19 protein-coding genes are annotated in these 16,642 nt (G+C 68.1%); 3 read left to right on the forward strand and 16 right to left on the reverse strand.

The window, feature by feature from the left end; genetic code table 11:
* Positions 1 to 210 precede the first annotated feature (210 nt).
* From AC1D2O_RS17060 to AC1D2O_RS17130, 15 genes are all read right to left on the reverse strand, one after another.
* Positions 211 to 714, reverse strand: a complete 504-nt coding sequence (locus AC1D2O_RS17060; protein WP_478157564.1) for a hypothetical protein — start codon at positions 712 to 714, stop codon at positions 211 to 213.
* Positions 711 to 1,490 carry an exodeoxyribonuclease III gene (xth, locus tag AC1D2O_RS17065; protein ID WP_478090937.1) on the reverse strand — a complete coding sequence of 260 codons (780 nt, stop codon included), beginning with the start codon at positions 1,488 to 1,490 and terminating at the stop codon, positions 711 to 713. Before xth ends, AC1D2O_RS17060 begins: the two co-directional genes overlap by 4 nt.
* 53 nt (positions 1,491 to 1,543) lie before the next feature.
* The gene (dhaK, locus tag AC1D2O_RS17070; RefSeq protein WP_478090938.1) at positions 1,544 to 2,533 is read right to left on the reverse strand and encodes a dihydroxyacetone kinase subunit DhaK; all 990 of its coding nucleotides are present in this window, start codon (positions 2,531 to 2,533) and stop codon (positions 1,544 to 1,546) included.
* A gap of 9 nt (positions 2,534 to 2,542) precedes the next feature.
* Positions 2,543 to 3,163, reverse strand: a complete 621-nt coding sequence (gene dhaL / locus AC1D2O_RS17075; protein ID WP_478090939.1) for a dihydroxyacetone kinase subunit DhaL — start codon at positions 3,161 to 3,163, stop codon at positions 2,543 to 2,545.
* Positions 3,164 to 3,189: 26 nt separating this feature from the next.
* Entirely contained in the window at positions 3,190 to 4,218 is a 1,029-nt protein-coding gene (locus AC1D2O_RS17080; protein ID WP_478090941.1) for an ABC transporter ATP-binding protein, read from the reverse strand.
* The gene (locus AC1D2O_RS17085) at positions 4,211 to 5,332 is read right to left on the reverse strand and encodes an ABC transporter ATP-binding protein (protein WP_478090943.1); all 1,122 of its coding nucleotides are present in this window, start codon (positions 5,330 to 5,332) and stop codon (positions 4,211 to 4,213) included. The genes AC1D2O_RS17080 and AC1D2O_RS17085 overlap by 8 nt, the downstream gene beginning before the upstream one ends.
* Positions 5,333 to 5,335: 3 nt before the next feature.
* Positions 5,336 to 5,542 carry a hypothetical protein gene (locus AC1D2O_RS17090; RefSeq protein WP_478090945.1) on the reverse strand — a complete coding sequence of 69 codons (207 nt, stop codon included), beginning with the start codon at positions 5,540 to 5,542 and terminating at the stop codon, positions 5,336 to 5,338.
* A gap of 11 nt (positions 5,543 to 5,553) precedes the next feature.
* The gene (locus tag AC1D2O_RS17095; RefSeq protein WP_478090947.1) at positions 5,554 to 6,510 is read right to left on the reverse strand and encodes a carbohydrate ABC transporter permease; all 957 of its coding nucleotides are present in this window, start codon (positions 6,508 to 6,510) and stop codon (positions 5,554 to 5,556) included.
* A gap of 10 nt (positions 6,511 to 6,520) precedes the next feature.
* Entirely contained in the window at positions 6,521 to 7,474 is a 954-nt protein-coding gene (locus tag AC1D2O_RS17100; RefSeq protein ID WP_478157566.1) for a carbohydrate ABC transporter permease, read from the reverse strand.
* A gap of 34 nt (positions 7,475 to 7,508) precedes the next feature.
* Positions 7,509 to 8,840, reverse strand: a complete 1,332-nt coding sequence (locus AC1D2O_RS17105) for an ABC transporter substrate-binding protein (RefSeq protein ID WP_478157594.1) — start codon at positions 8,838 to 8,840, stop codon at positions 7,509 to 7,511.
* 58 nt (positions 8,841 to 8,898) lie between these two features.
* Positions 8,899 to 9,930: a LacI family DNA-binding transcriptional regulator gene (locus tag AC1D2O_RS17110; RefSeq protein ID WP_478090622.1), complete on the reverse strand. Its 1,032-nt coding sequence runs from the start codon at positions 9,928 to 9,930 to the stop codon at positions 8,899 to 8,901.
* A 327-nt stretch (positions 9,931 to 10,257) separates the two neighbouring features.
* Positions 10,258 to 10,749: a dihydrofolate reductase gene (locus AC1D2O_RS17115; protein WP_478090621.1), complete on the reverse strand. Its 492-nt coding sequence runs from the start codon at positions 10,747 to 10,749 to the stop codon at positions 10,258 to 10,260.
* 5 nt (positions 10,750 to 10,754) lie between these two features.
* Positions 10,755 to 11,585, reverse strand: coding sequence for a thymidylate synthase (locus AC1D2O_RS17120; protein WP_478090620.1), 831 nt, complete (start codon positions 11,583 to 11,585; stop codon positions 10,755 to 10,757).
* Entirely contained in the window at positions 11,582 to 13,015 is a 1,434-nt protein-coding gene (locus AC1D2O_RS17125) for an FAD-binding oxidoreductase (protein ID WP_478090619.1), read from the reverse strand. The genes AC1D2O_RS17120 and AC1D2O_RS17125 overlap by 4 nt, the downstream gene beginning before the upstream one ends.
* Positions 13,012 to 13,416, reverse strand: coding sequence for a DUF2069 domain-containing protein (locus AC1D2O_RS17130; RefSeq protein ID WP_478090618.1), 405 nt, complete (start codon positions 13,414 to 13,416; stop codon positions 13,012 to 13,014). The genes AC1D2O_RS17125 and AC1D2O_RS17130 overlap by 4 nt, the downstream gene beginning before the upstream one ends.
* 50 nt (positions 13,417 to 13,466) lie before the next feature.
* Between AC1D2O_RS17130 and AC1D2O_RS17135 the strand changes: the two genes are divergently transcribed.
* Genes AC1D2O_RS17135 through AC1D2O_RS17145 form a run of 3 tightly spaced genes read left to right on the forward strand, consistent with a single transcriptional unit; the run spans position 13,467 to position 15,780 of the window.
* Positions 13,467 to 14,681, forward strand: a complete 1,215-nt coding sequence (locus AC1D2O_RS17135; protein WP_478090617.1) for a YihY family inner membrane protein — start codon at positions 13,467 to 13,469, stop codon at positions 14,679 to 14,681.
* A gap of 43 nt (positions 14,682 to 14,724) precedes the next feature.
* Positions 14,725 to 15,096 carry a thioredoxin family protein gene (locus AC1D2O_RS17140; protein WP_478157568.1) on the forward strand — a complete coding sequence of 124 codons (372 nt, stop codon included), beginning with the start codon at positions 14,725 to 14,727 and terminating at the stop codon, positions 15,094 to 15,096.
* Positions 15,097 to 15,117: 21 nt separating this feature from the next.
* Entirely contained in the window at positions 15,118 to 15,780 is a 663-nt protein-coding gene (locus AC1D2O_RS17145) for an NAD-dependent epimerase/dehydratase family protein (RefSeq protein WP_478090615.1), read from the forward strand.
* A gap of 6 nt (positions 15,781 to 15,786) precedes the next feature.
* Here the strand turns inward: AC1D2O_RS17145 and AC1D2O_RS17150 are convergent, their stop codons facing one another.
* The gene (locus AC1D2O_RS17150; RefSeq protein WP_478090614.1) at positions 15,787 to 16,581 is read right to left on the reverse strand and encodes an alpha/beta fold hydrolase; all 795 of its coding nucleotides are present in this window, start codon (positions 16,579 to 16,581) and stop codon (positions 15,787 to 15,789) included.
* Positions 16,582 to 16,642: the final 61 nt, after the last annotated feature.

Genomic DNA, 16,642 nt, shown 5'->3' on the forward strand with positions numbered 1-16,642 from the left:
TGTGTCGCTGCCCCCCGAGGGGGCCGCAGGCCGCCTTGGGGCGGCCCGGCGCCAGCCTGGGCGTGGTCTCCGCGCTCCTCGCTTCGTGTGACGCGCATCAAACCGGCGCAGTCCGATACCAGGGATACCGCGGAACCGGCTTTGCCGGGCCGCCGGTATCGCCCCCTCGAGGGGGCAGCGCCGCAGGCGCTTCGGGGGCGATTTCTTATCCTAGCGATTTCGCTGACCGAGGGTCAGCGTGTCGAGCTGGAACTGGCCGCTCTTGTCCCACAGCCAGGTGTCGACATAGGTGTGGGCGCCGAGCTTGCCCGGGCTCGGCAGCGGCGACGCGCCCTGGATCAGCTCGGCGATCATGCCGCTGACCTCCGGCGCATGGCTGGGCGTCCGGCTGAAGTGCACGGCGGTGACGCGGCCGTCGGCATCGACGTCGGTCTCGGTGACGACCACGGCGTACACCAGCGGCGGAATCTTGCCCTTGTAGATGCGTTGCGGATACTTCTTGTAGATGGCGGCGGCACCCACCTTGCGGTAGGCACGGACCGCCGGCGTCTGGACCGTGATCTGGCGCTCGGCAGACGCCCCGACCGACGGCCCTGCGCCGCTGCTAGGCCCAGCCCCGGACGCGGCGTCCCGCCTGGCGTCCGGCTTCAGTACTCCGCAGCCGCCGAGCGCGAGCGCCGCGGCCAGGCCAAGCAGCAGTGCGGTGGTTTTCATGGTTCGAGCTCCAGGATCACGGGCGCATGGTCACTGGGCTTCTCCCACTTGCGCGGCACGCGGTCGATCACGCAGCCCTTGACGCGCGGCACCAGCGGCTCGCTCACCAGGATGTGGTCGATGCGCAGGCCTCGGTTCTTCTGGTAGCCGAGCATCCGGTAGTCCCACCACGAGTAGCTTTTAGCCGGCTGCTCGAACAGGCGGAAGCTGTCGGTCAGGCCGAGCGCGAGCAGCGCCTTGAAGTGCTCCCGTTCCTGGGTCGTATGGTGGATGGTCTCGGCGAGCCCGACCGGGTCGTAGCTGTCGCGGTCTTCGGGCGCGACGTTGAAATCGCCGAGCAGCACGAGGTTCGGATGGGCGGCCAGTTCCTGTTCGAGCCAGTCGTGCAGGCCTTCGAGCCACTTCATCTTGTAGGCGAACTTGTCGCTGTCGGGCGCCTGTCCGTTGACGAAGTAGCCGTTGACGATGCGCAGTTCGCCGGACGGGGTGTCGACCGTGCCGCTGATCACGCGCGAATGCTCGTCGGCGAAGCCGCCGATGTTCTTCAGCACGTCGCGTACCGGCGCCAGGCTCAGGATCGCGACCCCGTTGTAGGTTTTCTGTCCGAACACCGCTGCATCGTAGCCGGCCGACTTGAGAACCTCCAGAGGGAACTTGTCGTCGGTCAGCTTGAGTTCCTGTAGGCACAGGACGTCGACCGGGTTGGCGATCAGCCAGTCCAGCACGTGCTGGAGGCGGGCGGTGAGGGAGTTGACGTTCCAGGTGGCGATTTTCATGAAGGGGAAAGTCCAGGATGATTTCCTAGGACTTTAGCCGCCGGAAGCCCCGATTACATCCCCCAGCGCAGCGCCGCCGTATGCACCGGCGCGTCCCACAGCGCCAGGGTCGCGGCATCCATCGCGCTCACCGTGACCGAGCAGCCCGCCATTTCGAGCGAAGTGACGTAGGAGCCCGTCAGATGGCGCGCGACCTTCAGCCGGTGGCCGTCGAGCACCCTGCGCACCGCATGCACCATCAGGTAAAGCTCCATCAGCGGCGTGCCGCCGAAGCCGTTGACGAGCAGCAGCACCTCCTGGCCGGGCTTGAGCGACAGATCCTTGAGGATCGCGCCGCTCAGCTCGGCCGCGATGTCGTCGGCCGACGCCAGCTTGACCCGGCGCCGGCCGGGCTCGCCGTGGATGCCGACGCCCATCTCCATCTCTTCCGGACCGATCTGGAAGGTTGGCTTGCCGGCCGCCGGCACGGTGCACGAGCTGAGCGCGACACCCATCGAGGCCGTCGCCTTGTTGACCGAATCCCCGAGCGCCTTGAGCGCCGCCAGACCGTCGCCGCGTTCGGCCGCGGCGCCGACGATCTTCTCGACGATCAGGGTGCCGGCGACGCCGCGGCGGCCGGTCGTGTAGGTCGAGTTCTCGACGGCGACGTCGTCGTTGACGATGACCGTCTCGTTGTCGCAGTCGACCATCTCGGCGGCCATCTGGAAATTCATCATGTCGCCGGAATAGTTCTTGACGATGAACAGCACGCCGGCGCCGGTGTCCACGGCCTGCGCCGCGGCCAGCATCTGGTCGGGCGTGGGCGAAGTGAACACCTGGCCCGGACAGGCTGCATCGAGCATGCCGTGGCCGACGAAGCCGGTGTGCAGCGGCTCGTGCCCCGAGCCGCCGCCCGAGATCAGCGCGACCTTGCCGGGCTTGGGCGTGCGCCGGCGCACGAACTGGCCGCCCTCGCCGAGGGTCACGATATCGGCGTGCGCGGCCGCGAAGCCGTCCAGGGATTCGGACAGCAGGGAATCGACCTCGTTGATGAGCTTCTTCATGGTGCGCTTTCAGGCGGAAAGGGAAGTCGGTCGGGCGGGCGATTGCAGGCTGTCGCAGATCGCGCCGATGATCAGTGCCACCGAGCGCGAGCCCGGGTCGACGTGGCCCAGCGCGCGTTCGCCGAGGAAGGACGCGCGGCCCTTGATGGCATCCATCGCGGCGGTGGCGTCGGCGCTCGTGAAGGCGCATGCGCGGACCCGGCCGGCCAGGTCGCCGCCGCCTTCGGCGAGCACCCTGCGCACCGGGTCGAGCACGTCGAGCAAGGTCTTCTGGCCGACCTCGGCCTTGCCCAGCCGGGTCAGTGCCTTGATGCCCGCGTCCAGCGCGCTGGCCAGGCTGCTCGCCGTGGGCGGATCGGGCAGTTCCTTGCCGAGCGTGACCATCAGCGTGCCGAACACCGGACCCGAGGAACCGCCGATGGTCGACATGCAGGTCATGCCCATCGTGCGCAGCGCCTCGTTGAGCGACTGGCCGCCCAGTTCGTCGAACTTGGCCTGGATGGCCAGCGCGCCGCGCCGCATGTTGAGGCCGTGGTCGCCGTCGCCGATCGCCTGGTCGAGCGCGGTCAGCTCATCGACGTGGTCGATCAGCGTCTGCGTTGCGTTCCGGATCAGTTCGATGTCGGCCATGTGTGCTCCCGTGATGTGTGGTGTGTTCAGGCGCCGATGCGCCGGCCTTCGGCATCGAACCAGAGCGGGCGCGTCAGTTCGACCTGCACCGCGTCGTTCGGCTCGAAGCTCTCGTTCGCCGGAGCCGAGACGATCAGCTCCTGCTCGCTGTCGTCGAGCCCGACGTGCACCAGGTGCAGGTCGCTCAGACGCTCGATGCGCCGGACCCTGGCGGTGCGGTGTGCCGTATCGGCCGGCTGGCGATGCAGCCGCAGGTGCTCGGCCCGCACGCCGACCGTCATCGCTTCCGGCGGCGCGGCGAGCGCCGGAACCAGCGCGCGCGCAAAGAGGTTGATGCGCGGCGAGCCGAGCCGCGAGGCCACGTGGGCGCTGCTCGGGTTCTCGTAGATCTGCTGCGGCGTGCCGACCTGCACCAGCGCGCCGGCGTCGAGCACGCCGATGCGGGTGGCCATCGTCATGGCCTCGATCTGGTCGTGCGTCACGTACAGCAGGGTGGCGCCGAGGTCCTGCTGGATGCGCTTGAGTTCGAGCCGCAGGTCGTTGCGCAGCTTGGCATCGAGCGAGGACAGCGGTTCGTCCATCAGGTAGAGCGAGGGGCTGCGCACCAGCGCGCGGCCGATCGCCACGCGCTGCATCTGGCCGCCCGAGAGCCGGGTCGCCGGGTTCTTGAGCTTGTCGTGGATGCGCAGCATGCGCGCCACGTCCTCGACCTTTCGCCGCACCTCGGTCTCCGGCACCGGCCGCAGCGGCGAGCGAAGCGGGAAGGCCAGGTTGTCGTACACGCTCAGGTGCGGATAGAGCGAATACTGCTGGAACACGAAGGCCACGTCGCGCAGCGCCGGCGCGAGGGCCGTCACGTCGCGCCCGCCGATCGATACGCGGCCGGCGTCCGGCCGTTCGAGGCCGGCCACCAGGCGCAGCGTGGTGGTCTTGCCGGCGCCGCTCGGGCCCAGCAGCACGAAGAATTCGCCGCTCGGCATGTCCAGGCTCAGGCCGTCGACCGCCTGCACCGCGCCGAAGCGCTTGCCTACATTCGCGAGTCGAAGCTCAGCCATGGCGCGCTCCCTGCCGGGCTCGCTGCGGGGCCTCGTCGCGGGCGGTGCGCAGCGCACGGCCCGATGCCGCATCGAACAGCGAGATCGCCGAGGCATCGAAGGCCAGCCCGACGTGGTCGCCGCGCGCCACCGGCAGCGCGACGTCGACCTTGGCGCGCACCGTCGCGCCCTGTGCGGTGGCCAGCGTCACGACCGTGCTGGTGCCCAGGTATTCCGTGGCGAGCACTTCGGCGCGCAACGCGGATGCCGCGTCGAAGCGCACGTGCTCGGGCCGCACGCCGCACAGCAGGGCCCGTGGCGCGAGGTCTTCGCGCAAGGCCGGCACGTCGACCGGCGCGGCACCGATCCGGATCGCCTTCTCGCCGTTCGCGAGGCCCGCCTCGAAGGGCAGGAAGTTCATCGACGGCGCGCCGATGAAGTCGGCCACGAAGACGCTGGCCGGTCGCTCGTAGACCTCGAGCGGCGCGCCGAGCTGCTCGATCACGCCGTCGTTCATGATCGCGATCACGTCGGCCATCGCCATCGCCTCCATCTGGTCGTGCGTCACGTAGACGGTGGTGGCGCGCAGCCGGTCGTGCAGCGCGCGCAGCTCCTGGCACATCACTTCGCGGAACTCGGCGTCGAGTGCGCCGAGCGGCTCGTCCATCAGGAAGGCCAGCGGCTGGCGCACGATGGCGCGGCCGAGCGCGACGCGCTGCCGGTCGCCGCTCGACAGCTGAGAGACCGGCTTGTCGAGCAGGTGCGTGATGCGCAACGTGCGCGCCGCCTGCTCGACCTGGCGGCCGATCTCGGCGCGCGCCATGCCCTGCGAGACCAGCGGGAAGCCGATGTTGCGCCGCACGTTCATGTGCGGATAGAGCGCGAACATCTGGAACACGAAGGCGATGTCGCGTGCCGACGCGCGCTTGAAGCTGACGTCCTCGTCGCCGAGGAAGATCTGGCCCGAGGTCGGCAGCTCGAGTCCGGCGATCATCCGCAGCGTGGTGGTCTTGCCGCAGCCCGAAGGACCGAGCAGGCAGAAGAACTCGCCGTCGCGCACGGTGAAGCTCGAGCTCTTCACCGCGGTGAAGTCGGCGAAGGCCTTGTGCAGCTGGTGGACGCGGATCTCGGCCATGGCTCAGACGGGGAACTTGGAGACCACCATGAACAGCGCGGTGCCGACCAGGGTGGTCAGGAACGACCAGGTGAACAGGCTCATCGCGAGCGGCTGCAGCATCATCACCAGGCCCGCGGTGATCACGATGCAGGCGACGATCTCCATCGGTCCGCGGCGCAGCCAGCGCGGCCAGCGGCGCGGTGCGGTCGGGGGCGGGGCGGTCGGCATGGCTGGCACTCCTACTTGCGCACGGCGCCGAAGGTGATGCCGCGCAGCAGGTGCCGGCGCAGCAGGATCGTGAACACCAGGATCGGAATCAGGAACAGCGTGGTGCCGGCCGCGACCGCGGGCCAGTCCTGCCCGCCTTCGCCGATGATGATCGGAATGAAGGGCGGTGCGGTCTGCGCCGTGCCCGAGGTCAGCAGCACCGCGAAGGCGTATTCGTTCCAGGCGAAGATCAGGCAGAAGATCGAGGTGGCGACGATGCCGGTGGTGGCCTGCGGCAGCACCACTTTGCGAAAGGCCTGCAGCCGCGTGTAGCCGTCGACCATCGCCGCCTCTTCGTACTCGCGCGGGATCTCGTCGATGAAGCCCTTGAGCAGCCACACCGCGAGCGACACGTTGACCGCGCTGTAGAGAAGGATCATGCCCAGGCGCGTGTCCGACAGCCCGAGCTCGCGATACATCAGGTAGATCGGGATCGCCACCGCGATCGGCGGCATCATCCGCGTCGACAGGATGAAGAACAGCAGGTCGTCCTTCAGCGGCACGTCGAAGCGCGAGAAGGCGTAGGCCGCCATCACGCCGATGCCGACCGACAGCACGGTGGAGCCGAAGGCGATGATCAGCGAGTTGACGAAGCGCGGGATGTAGTTCGACCGGCCGGCCACCACCATGTTGTCGCCGCGCGCCACCTTGTCGCAGATGTCGCTCGGCGGCGGCAGCGCGGCGATGTATTCGGGCGTCTGGCGCGAGCGCGTGGTGAAGAGGTTGCAGTAGCCCTGCGGCGAGGGCGTGAACAGCACCTTCGGCGGATAGCTGATCGAATCGGGCGGCGTCTTGAAGCCGGTCAGGATGATCCAGGCCAGCGGAATCATCGTGACCAGGGCGTACAGGACCACGATGCCGCCCGCGAAGGCCCGGGTGCGTGAACTCGGTTCGACGACGGAGTGCGCGGTGCTGATGCCGGTGCTCATGGTGATGCCTTCAGCGGTTCTTCACGTGGTTGAGCGCCTTGACGTAGATGTTCGCCAGGCCGAACACCGCCACGAAAAGGATGATCGCGAACGCCGACGAATAGCCGGTGCGCCATTTCTCGAAGGCCTCGCGCTTGAGGGTGATCGACGCCAGCTCGGTGGCCGAGCCGGGACCGCCCGAAGTCAGCAGGTTGACCATGTCGAACATCTTGAAGTTCTCGATGCCCCGGAACAGCACCGCCAGCATGATGAAGGGCAGCACCATCGGCAGCGTGATCGACCAGAACTGGCGCCACTTCGAGGCCCGGTCGACTTCGGCCGCCTCGTAGATGTAGTCGGGGATCGACCGCAGCCCCGCGAGGCAGATCAGCATCACGTAGGGCGTCCACATCCAGGTGTCGACGATGATGATCGCCCAGGGCGCGAGCTTGACCGAGCCGATCATCTCGAACGACGACGCCGGAACGCCCGAGAGGTACGACACGGCGTAGTTGAACAGGCCGGTCTGCGGCTGGTAGAGGAAGGCCCAGAAGTTGCCGACCACCGCGGGCGACAGCATCATCGGGATCAGGATCATCGTGGTCCAGAAGCCGTGGCCGCGGAACTTGCGGTCGATCAGGTAGGCCAGCGAGAAGCCGATCAGCACCTGCAGGAAGATGGTCCAGAACAGGAAGTGGGCGGTGGCCTGCATCGCCAGCCAGATGTCGGGGTCGGTCAGCACCGACACGTAGTTGTCGATGCCGACGTCGACCACCGCCGCGTTCGGCCGGTTGGCGCGGTAGTTGGTGAACGACAGCTTGATCGTCCAGATCAGCGGGAAGATGTTGATCGCCAGCAGCAGCAGCATCGTCGGGCCGACGAACAGCCAGGCGATCGCGCGGTCGGAGAGGCCGCGCATCCGCACCGCCACGCCGGGTGGCGTGGCCTGTGCGGCGCGGACGACGATGACGGCCGGGTTTTGCATCGGCGAACGTGGGGTGGGTGCCGAAGGAGGGCGCCTACTTCGACTTGCCGTCGTCCTTGAAGACCTTCTTCCAGTCGACCACCAGCGCATCGAGTGCCTCCTTCGCGGTGCCCTTGTCTGCGACCACGTAATCATGCACGCGCTTTTGCATCGACAACAGCAGTTGAGCATACGAAGGCTCGGCCCAGAAGTCGACCACCATGTCCATCGAGTCGAGGAAGGGCTGCGCGAAGGGCGAGCTCTTCGGGTAGGCCGGGTCGTTCAGCACCGCCTTGGCGGCCGACGAGCCGCCGATGGCCTGCCACTTCTTCTGCACCTCGGGGTTGGCGAACCACTTGATGTATTGCAGCGCCTCGTTGCGGTTCGGCGAATAGGAGACCACCGAGATGCCCTGGCCGCCGAGTTGCACGCCCTTGGCCTTGTCCGACGGATTGACGAAGAAGCCGATCTTGTCGCCGCCGACGTTCGGGTCCTTGTAGAGGCCCGGGAAGAAGGCGAACCAGTTCATCATCATCGCGACCTGGCCCGACTTGAAGGCATCGAGCCCTTCGGTCATGTAGGCATTGGTCAGGCCGGGCGGCGTGCTGCCCTTGTAGAGCGCCTTGTAGAACTCGAGGCCGCGCACCGCGTCGGGCGAGTTCACGAAGCCGTCCATGGCATACGGCTTCTTCGGGTCCTCGTACTTGAAGCCCATCGGATAGAGCACGTTGGTCACGCCCATCGTGATGCCTTCGGAGCCGCGCTCGGTGAACAGGTAGGCGCCGTAGACCTTCTTGCCGTCGATCATGCGGCCCTGGAAGAACTCGGCCACCTCCTTGAATTGGGCCCAGGTCTTCGGCGGCGCCAGGTCGCGGTTGTACTTGCTCTTGAATTCGGCCTGCAATTCGGGCTTCGCGAACCAGTCCTTGCGGTAGGTCCAGCCGACCGCGTCGGCCATCGCCGGCAGGGCCCAATAGTTGGGCGTGTTCTTCGGCCACTCGGCGTAGCCCACCACGGTGGCGGGCGCGAAGTCCGTCATCTTGATGCCTTCCTTGCTGAAGAACTCGTTGAGCTTGACGTACTGGCCCTGCTCGGCCGCGCCGCCGATCCACTGGCTGTCGCCGATGATCAGGTCGCACAGCTTGCCCTTGGAGTTGAGCTCGTTGAGCATGCGGTCGGCAAAGCTGGTCCACGGCACGAACTCGAACTTCATCTTGATGCCGGTCTTGGTGGTGAAGTCCTTCGAGAGTTCGACCAGCGCGTTGGCCGGGTCCCAGGCAGCCCAGCACAGGGTGATGGTCTTGTCCTGCGCGCGCACGTCGGCGCTGGTCAGGCTGAGCACGGTGGCTGCGGCGAGGGCGATCACCCCCGGGAGCATCTTCGACATCGATTTCATGAGCTGTCTCCAAAAGGTTTGGGATCAGGGGCACATACCCGGCGTCCGCTCAGTGAAGGTTCTCGGCCGTCAGGATCTCGATGCGCGGCTGCACCACGTTGAGTGCGCCGCGGACGTTCTCGCACAGCGCGCGCAGGACACGCGCCGCCGTCAACACGCAGTAATGGATGTCCTGGTGCAGGACGTAGGAGAGGGCATTGGCGCTCAGCAGCGAGGCGTTCTCGTCGGTGAAGTCGTGCGCCGCCACGCCGGCGTGGGGTGCCAGCCCGGACTCGGCCAGTGCGCGCGCCACGCCGGCGCTGCCCGAGCCCACGTTGTAGATGCCGGCCACGCGCGCCGGGTCGATGCCGTTCTTCAGTGCATCGAGCAGTGCGCGGCAGGCGCCGTCGTCATCGGCCGGCAGGTCCGGCGTGCGCACCATGCGCAATCGGGGGAAGCGCTCCTCGATGACGTGGGCGAAGCCGATGCGGCGCTCGATCTCGGCCGACAGCCGCGTCGCCTGCGACGACAGCAGCAGGATGTCGCGCCGGCTGTCGTTGGCCATCCGTCCCAGCAGCAGGCCGGCGGTGCGGCCGGCGGCGCGGTTGTCGGCGCCGATGCAGATCTCGCGCATGGAGCCCGCGACGTCGGAGAACAGGGTCACGACGTGGACTCCCGTGCGCACCAGTTCGTTGATGGCGCGCTTGATCGGCGGCAGGTCGGGCGCCAGCAAGGCGATGCCTTCGCAGTCGCTCACCTGCGCGAGCTCCTCGGCGAAGCGCGCCGGGTCGGTGGCGTCCAGGCGGTGCGTGATCTCGGTGATGTGGGCGTGCCGGAAATCGCCGGCGGCCTGCGCGATCTGCCGCTCGACCAGGTCGAGGAAGGGCGAGGCATCGGCGGGAAGCACAAAGGCGAAGCGCGCGTTCGCGCCTCGGCGAGGCCGGCCCGGCTGCTGCGGGGCCCCCAGTTCCTCGACCACCTGCATCACCCGCTGGACGGTCTCGGCATTGACGCCCGGACGGCGGTTGAGCACCCGGTCGACCGTGGCCGTACCCACACCGGCGGAGCGGGCGATGTCGGCGATGGTGGGGGCGGAGGACATGGAGGAGGAAGCGTGGATCGAGGCGGTTATCGTAATAACATCAATAATTAAATCAATCAGGGTTTTGGAGCATGGGGCGCAGGTCGGCCAGGACCGGGCGCAAGGGGGCGGGAGGTGTGCACGACGAGGCCGCCCGTGGCGAGCGCGTGCGCCGCGCCGACGCTGTCAGACCGCCTCGGTGCGAGGCGTGATGCGCGGGACCGGCGGCAGGGTCGTCGAGCGGTGGGTCTGTCCTACCCTACGATGTACCGTAAGTGCAGCGGCAGAAGCCGTCGAACGTCGAGCAGAATCGGCCGTCTGGGCCGTCTGCCCGTCCACAGAGGCGATTCAGCCTCGCTCGAGCGTCACGAAGCTGAACGGCAACCCGTTGGCCGCGACATGCGATTCGCGCGCCGTCTGCTGCCAGCCGGCGCCGAATTCAGGCGCCCAGGCGTCGCCCTCGTAGTCGCGGTCGATCTCGGTCAGCACCACGCGCTGGGCCAGCGGCTCGGCCTCGGCATAGATCTGCGCGCCGCCCATCACCCAGGCCTCGGTGGCCTGCCCGCGCTCGCACAGGGCGATCGCCTCCTCGAGGCTGCCCGCCCGCTCTGCGCCTTCGGCCTGCCACTCGGCATTGCGCGTGACCACGATGTTGCGGCGGCCGGCGAGCGGCCGGAAGCGCGGCGGGATCGAGTCCCAGGTCTTGCGGCCCATGATCACGGGCGCGCCCGCGGTCTGGCGCTTGAAATGCGCCATGTCTTCGGGCAGGTGCCAGGGCATGACACCGTCGAGTCCGATCACGCCGTTGGCGGCGCGCGCGAGGATCAGGTTGATGCGCATCGCGTTCAGACCGCCACGGGCGCCTTGATGGCGGGATGGTGCTCGTAGCCGACCACTTCGAAGTCCTCGTACTGGTAGTCGAAGATCGAGGCCGGCCTGCGCTTGATCTGGAGCGTCGGGTAGGGCAGCGGCTGGCGGCTCAGCTGCAGCGCCACCTGCTCGGCGTGGTTGCTGTAGATGTGGCAGTCGCCGCCGGTCCAGATGAAGTCGCCGACGTCCAGGTCGCATTGCTGCGCCACCATGTGCGTGAGCAGCGCATAGCTCGCGATGTTGAAGGGCACGCCGAGGAAGATGTCGGCGCTGCGCTGGTAGAGCTGGCAGCTCAGCTTGCCACGCTCGCCCGGCGCCTGCGGCGGCGCGACGTAGAACTGGAAGAAGGCATGGCAGGGCATCAGCGCCATCTTCGACAGTTCGGCCACGTTCCAGGCGCTGACGATGATGCGGCGCGAATCGGGGTTGCTGCGCAGCGTGTCGATCACCTGCTGGATCTGGTCGACGTGGCCGCCGTCAGGTGTCGGCCAGCTGCGCCATTGCACGCCATAGACCGGGCCGAGGTCGCCATCCTCGCGCGCCCATTCGTCCCAGATCGTGACGCCGCGCTCCTTGAGCCAGTTGTTGTTGCTGGAACCGGTCAGGAACCACAGCAGTTCCTGGATGATGGACTTCAGGTGCACCTTCTTGGTGGTGACCAGCGGGAAGCCTTCGTTCAGGTCGAAGCGCATCTGGTAGCCGAACACGCTCTTGGTGCCGGTGCCGGTGCGGTCGCCCTTTTGCACGCCGGTGCTGTCGACGCGGCGCATGAAGTCTTCGTATTGGGAGCGGATGGGGCGGTTCATTGTTGAGGGGTCTCCAGCCGGATCACCCGGCCCGGATTCAGGATGTTCTGCGGATCGAGCCCGCGCTTGATGGCGCGCATCATCTCGAGCGCCACCGGCGACTTGTGCTTCTCGAGCTTGTCGACCTTGAGCGAGCCGACGCCATGCTCGGCCGAGAACGAGCCTTCGAAGGCCTCGACCGCGTCGTAGACCAGGGTGTTGATGCGGTCCTCGTGGTCGCGCAGGAAGGCCTTGTTGTCGCCGCCCTCCGGCGCCTGCACGTTGTAGTGCAGGTTGCCGTCGCCGAGATGGCCGAAGTTCACCAGCCGCACGCCCGGGATCTCGCGCGCCAGCAGCGCGTCGGTCTCGGCCACGAAGGCCGGGATGCGCGACACCGCGATCGAGATGTCGTGCTTGATGTTCAGGCCTTCCTCGGCCTGCGCCAGCGGGATGCTCTCGCGGATGTGCCAGAGCTGGTGTGCCTGTGTGAGGTTTTCGGCGACCACCGCGTCGGTCACGCAGCCGTCCTCGAATGCCGTTTCGAGCAGCGCCTCGAAGCGCGCGCGGGCATGGTCCTCGGACTCGCTGTCGGAGTTCTCGAGCAGCACGCAATAGGGCACGGCCGCATCGTCGATGAACGGCACGCGCAGGGCGGGGAAGTGCTTGGCGACCAGGCTCAGCGCGAAACGGCCCATCACTTCGAAACCGGTCAGGCCGGGGCCGAGCCGCTGGTGCGCCAGGCCGAGCAGCCTGACCGCATGGTCGAGCGAAGGCACTGCCGCCCAGGCCGTGAGCTGGGCGGCCGGCAGCGGATACAGCTTCATGGTCGCGGCAGTGATGATGCCCAGCGTGCCCTCGCTGCCGATCATCAGGTCGCGCAGGTCGTAGCCGGTGTTGTCCTTGCGCAGGCCGCTGGTGCCTTCCCAGACCGCACCTTGCGGCGTCACGACCTCGAGCCCGAGGCAGAGGTCGCGCGTGTTGCCGTAGCGCACGACCTGGGTGCCGCCGGCGTTGGTCGCCAGGTTGCCGCCGATCGTGCAGCTGCCTTCGGCCGCCAGGCTCAGGGGGAACAGGAAGCCGGCGTTGCGCGCCGCTTCCTGCAAGGTCTGCAGCACGCAGCCGGCTTCGACCGTCATCGTGAGGTTGGCGGCGTCGATGTTGCGGATCTGGTTCAGACGCTGCAGGCTCAACAGCACCTGGGTGCCGCTCTCGTCCGGAATCGAGCCGACCGCGAGGCCGGTGTTGCCGCCCTGTGGGACCAGCGTGGTGCCGGCCGCGGCGCAGGCCTTGACCACCTCGGCCACCTGCAGGGTGTTGCCCGGGCGCACCACCGCCAGCGCCTTGCCGCGCGAGCGCTTGCGCCAGTCCTGCTCCCAGGCGCTGAGGTCGCCTTCGGTCAGCACATTCGCCGCGCCGACGATCGAGCGAAGCCTGTCCAGCAAAACGCTCATGGCGTCGCCCCTTCGAGTTTGCGTGCCTGGGCGGCGTTGCGCAGCCGCAGCCGCACATGCCAGGCGCAGGCCGTGAAAAGCGCCAGGCACAACAGGACCTGGATCAGCGCCAGCACCTGGCCGACACCGTTGGTGTCGCTCCAGGCGCGCACCACGCCTTCGGTGAAATAGAGCCAGACCATCAGGCTGACCCAGCGATAGGTATACATGCGGTTCTTGAGCAGGCCAGCCAGCGGCACCACCAGCGGCAGCACCTTGAGCGCCAGCCAGGATCCCCCCGGGCGCAGCGGTGCCAGCCATAGCTCCCAGGCGAGTCCGAGCACGATCAGCCCGACGAGGCTGCCGACGGCGAGCCAGCGGGTGGCGGAAACGGAGGCGGGAGGGAGGTGGGACGCGGTCACGGCAGGTCAGTTCGAACGGGTTGCGCCGGAGCGGCGGAGGACCCGGTGGCATGATACCGGCCATGAATCGCCGGCAACTCTGGAGGGATCTTTCGCGCTTTCCCTGGGGCAACACCGCCGCCGTGCTGGGCGAGCGTTTTCGCGAAGACCGCCTGGGCCTGACGGCCAGCAGCCTGACCTTCACCACCACCATCGCGTTGGTGCCCTTCTTCACCGTGGCGGCGGCGCTGTTCACGGTGTTCCCGATGTTCAGCACGATGCAGGGCCGGGTCCAGCGCTGGCTGATCGACAGCCTGATCCCGGACAACATCGCGCGCCAGGTGCTGGGCTACCTGAACCAGTTCGCGAGCAAGGCCAGCGGCCTGGGCGTGGCCGGGCTGGTGGTGCTGCTGGTGACCGCGGTGGCGCTGATCCTCACGATGGACAAGACGCTCAACAACATCTGGCGGGTGCGCAAGCCGAGGCCGCTGGCCCAGCGGGTGCTGATCTACTGGGCTGTGATCACGCTCGGGCCACCGGTGCTGGCGCTGAGCCTGAGCACCACGGCGGCCTTTTTCTCGGCCTCGCGCGAGGTGGTGGGCGGCGCGATCGTCAAGCTGCTGTTCGACACCTTCGAATTCGTGCTGCTGGCCGGCGGCATGGCGGCGCTCTACCGCTTTGTGCCGAACACCCACGTCAGGTGGTCGCACGCCTGGGCCGGGGGCGTTTTCGTCGCAGTCGCGATCGAGGCCGCGAAGCGCGTGCTGGCCTACTACCTGAGCCTGGTGCCGACCTATTCGGTGCTGTACGGGGCCTTCGCGACCGTGCCGATCCTGCTGGTGTGGATCTACGTGGCCTGGGTCATCGTGTTGTTCGGCGCCGTGATCGCGGCCTACCTGCCCAGCCTGCTGACCGGGGTGGCGCGGCGCGGAGGCGCCGCCGGCTGGCCGCTGCAGCTCGCGGCCGAGGTGCTGCAGTACCTCCACGCCGCCAAGTCCACGCCCGCCAGCGGCCTGGGCGCGGCCGAACTGGTGGCCCGCATGAGGGTCGATGCGCTGCAGCTCGCGCCGGTGCTCGAGACCCTGGTGGCGCTCGACTGGATTGCGCCGCTGGCCGAGGAGCGCGACAACGACGACCCGCGCTTCGTGCTGCTGGCCGACCCCGCCGACTCGCTCGAGCCGCTGCTGCGGGAGCTGCTGATGCCGCAGGCGCCGCCGCTGCGCAGCCTGTGGCACCAAGGCCCATTGGACAGCCTGCGGCTGCAGGATCTGCTGGCGAATCGATAATGGCGCCGGATTCTCCGCCACCCCTCCATTTCCCGACCCTGCCGTGACCGACTTTTCCGTCTCCGCTGTCGACGACCGTCTCTGGGTCGTCTGCCTGTGCGCCGAATGGTGCGGTGCCTGCCGCGAGTACCGTCCGCTGTTCGAACAAGTGGCGCGCGCCCATCCGCAGTTCCGCTTCGCCTGGGTCGACATCGAGGACCACGCGGACATCGCGGACGATTTCGACGTCGAGACCTTTCCGACGCTTCTGATCGCCAGCGATGCCGGAACCCGCTTCATCGGGCCCTTGCTGCCCCACGCCGAAACCCTGGCGCGCCTGCTCGATGCGCTGCAGCCGGCCCAGGCATCGGCGCCCGAGGTGGCGACCCTGCTCGGCGCGCTCCAGCGCGAGCCGCGGACCTTTTCGGTCGCCTGACCGCCTGAGCCCGGGCCGCCGATGAAAGTCCTTCTCTTCGGCGCAACCGGCATGGTCGGGCAGGGCGTGCTGCGCGAATGCCTGCTGGACCGCGACGTGACCGACGTCGTGTGCGTCGGCCGACGCCCGAGCGGCGAGACGCACCCCAAGCTGCGCGACCTGGTGGTGCCCGATCCGGGCCAGCTTTCGTCGGTGGAAGCCGAGCTGTCCGGCTTCGATGCCTGCTTCTTCTGCCTCGGCGTTTCCTCGGTCGGGATGAGCGAAGACGACTATAAGCGAGTGACTTACGACCTGACGCTCGGGGCGGCGCGCACCCTTGCCCGGCTCAATCCGCAGATGACCTTCGTCTACGTGACAGGCGCCGGCACCGACAGCACGGAGCGCGGGCCTCGCATGTGGGCCCGCGTCAAGGGCGCGACCGAGAACGCGCTGATGCGGCTGCCGTTCAAGGCCGCCTACATGTTCCGCCCGGGCATGATCCAGCCGATGCACGGCGTGCGTTCCAAGACCGCGCTGTACCGATGGGCCTATGTGATCGCGAACCCGTTGTTCGGCTTGGTTCGCCTCTGGGCGCCGAATCGGGTCACGACCAGCGAGCAGGTCGGGCGCGCCATGCTGCTCGCCGCCAAGCGCGGCGCGCCGAGCCCGCTGGTCGAGATGACCGACATCAACGCGCTGCGCTGACGCCGCTCAGACCAGGAAATCGCGCAGCGCGAACAGCACCTCGTCGGGCGCCTCGCCCATCAGCGCGTGACCGGCCTTGACGGTGACGACCTTGGCGCCCGGCGCCTTTTGGGCGAGCGTGCGGGCCGCACGCGGCGGCGTCATCTGGTCGGCCTCGCCGAGCAGGAACAGCACCGGGCACTTCAGCTTCGCCAGCGCCTGTTCGCCGTTGGCGTAGTCGTTGCAGGCCTTGAAGCCGATGTGGAACACATTGGCGTCCGGGTTGCTCGCCAGCACGCGGCGCATCAGGGCCCGCGAACTGCCGTAGAGCCAGGCGCCCGGACCGAGCGGCGGCGCCAGCATCGAATGCGAGAAGGTGTTGACCATCGCGATCGCGCGCTGCGGATCGTTGAGCGCGCCGTCCAGCAGCGCCGGCGACACGGTCATCGGATAGGCGGTGCCGACCAGCGCCAGGTGCGAGACGCGTTCCGGCGCGCGGGCGGCGGTCTCGAGTGCGATCAGCGAGCCGAAGCTGTGGCCGACCAGCGCCGCCTTGGCGACGCCGGCCGCATCGAGCAGCTCGACCACGAAGGCCGCGGCGTCCTCGACCGTGGCGGGCGGCGGGCCCTCGCTGCGGCAGTGGCCCGGTAGGTCGACCGCAAGCACGTTCCAGCCGTGGTTGGCGAACCAGCGGCTCTGCAGGATCCAGACGCTGTGGTCGTTGAGCACGCCGTGGATGAAGACCACGGTCGGCTTGGCGGGGTCGAGCAGCTTGCCGCCGGTGTAGCAGTAGGTGGCGTGGCCGTTGACGAGAAACTCCATCACGCCTCCCGCCGGGCCGCCCCAAGGGCGGCGTGCGCCCCCTCGGGGGGCAGTGAATACA

This window comes from Variovorax sp. P1_G12 (assembly GCF_056405555.1).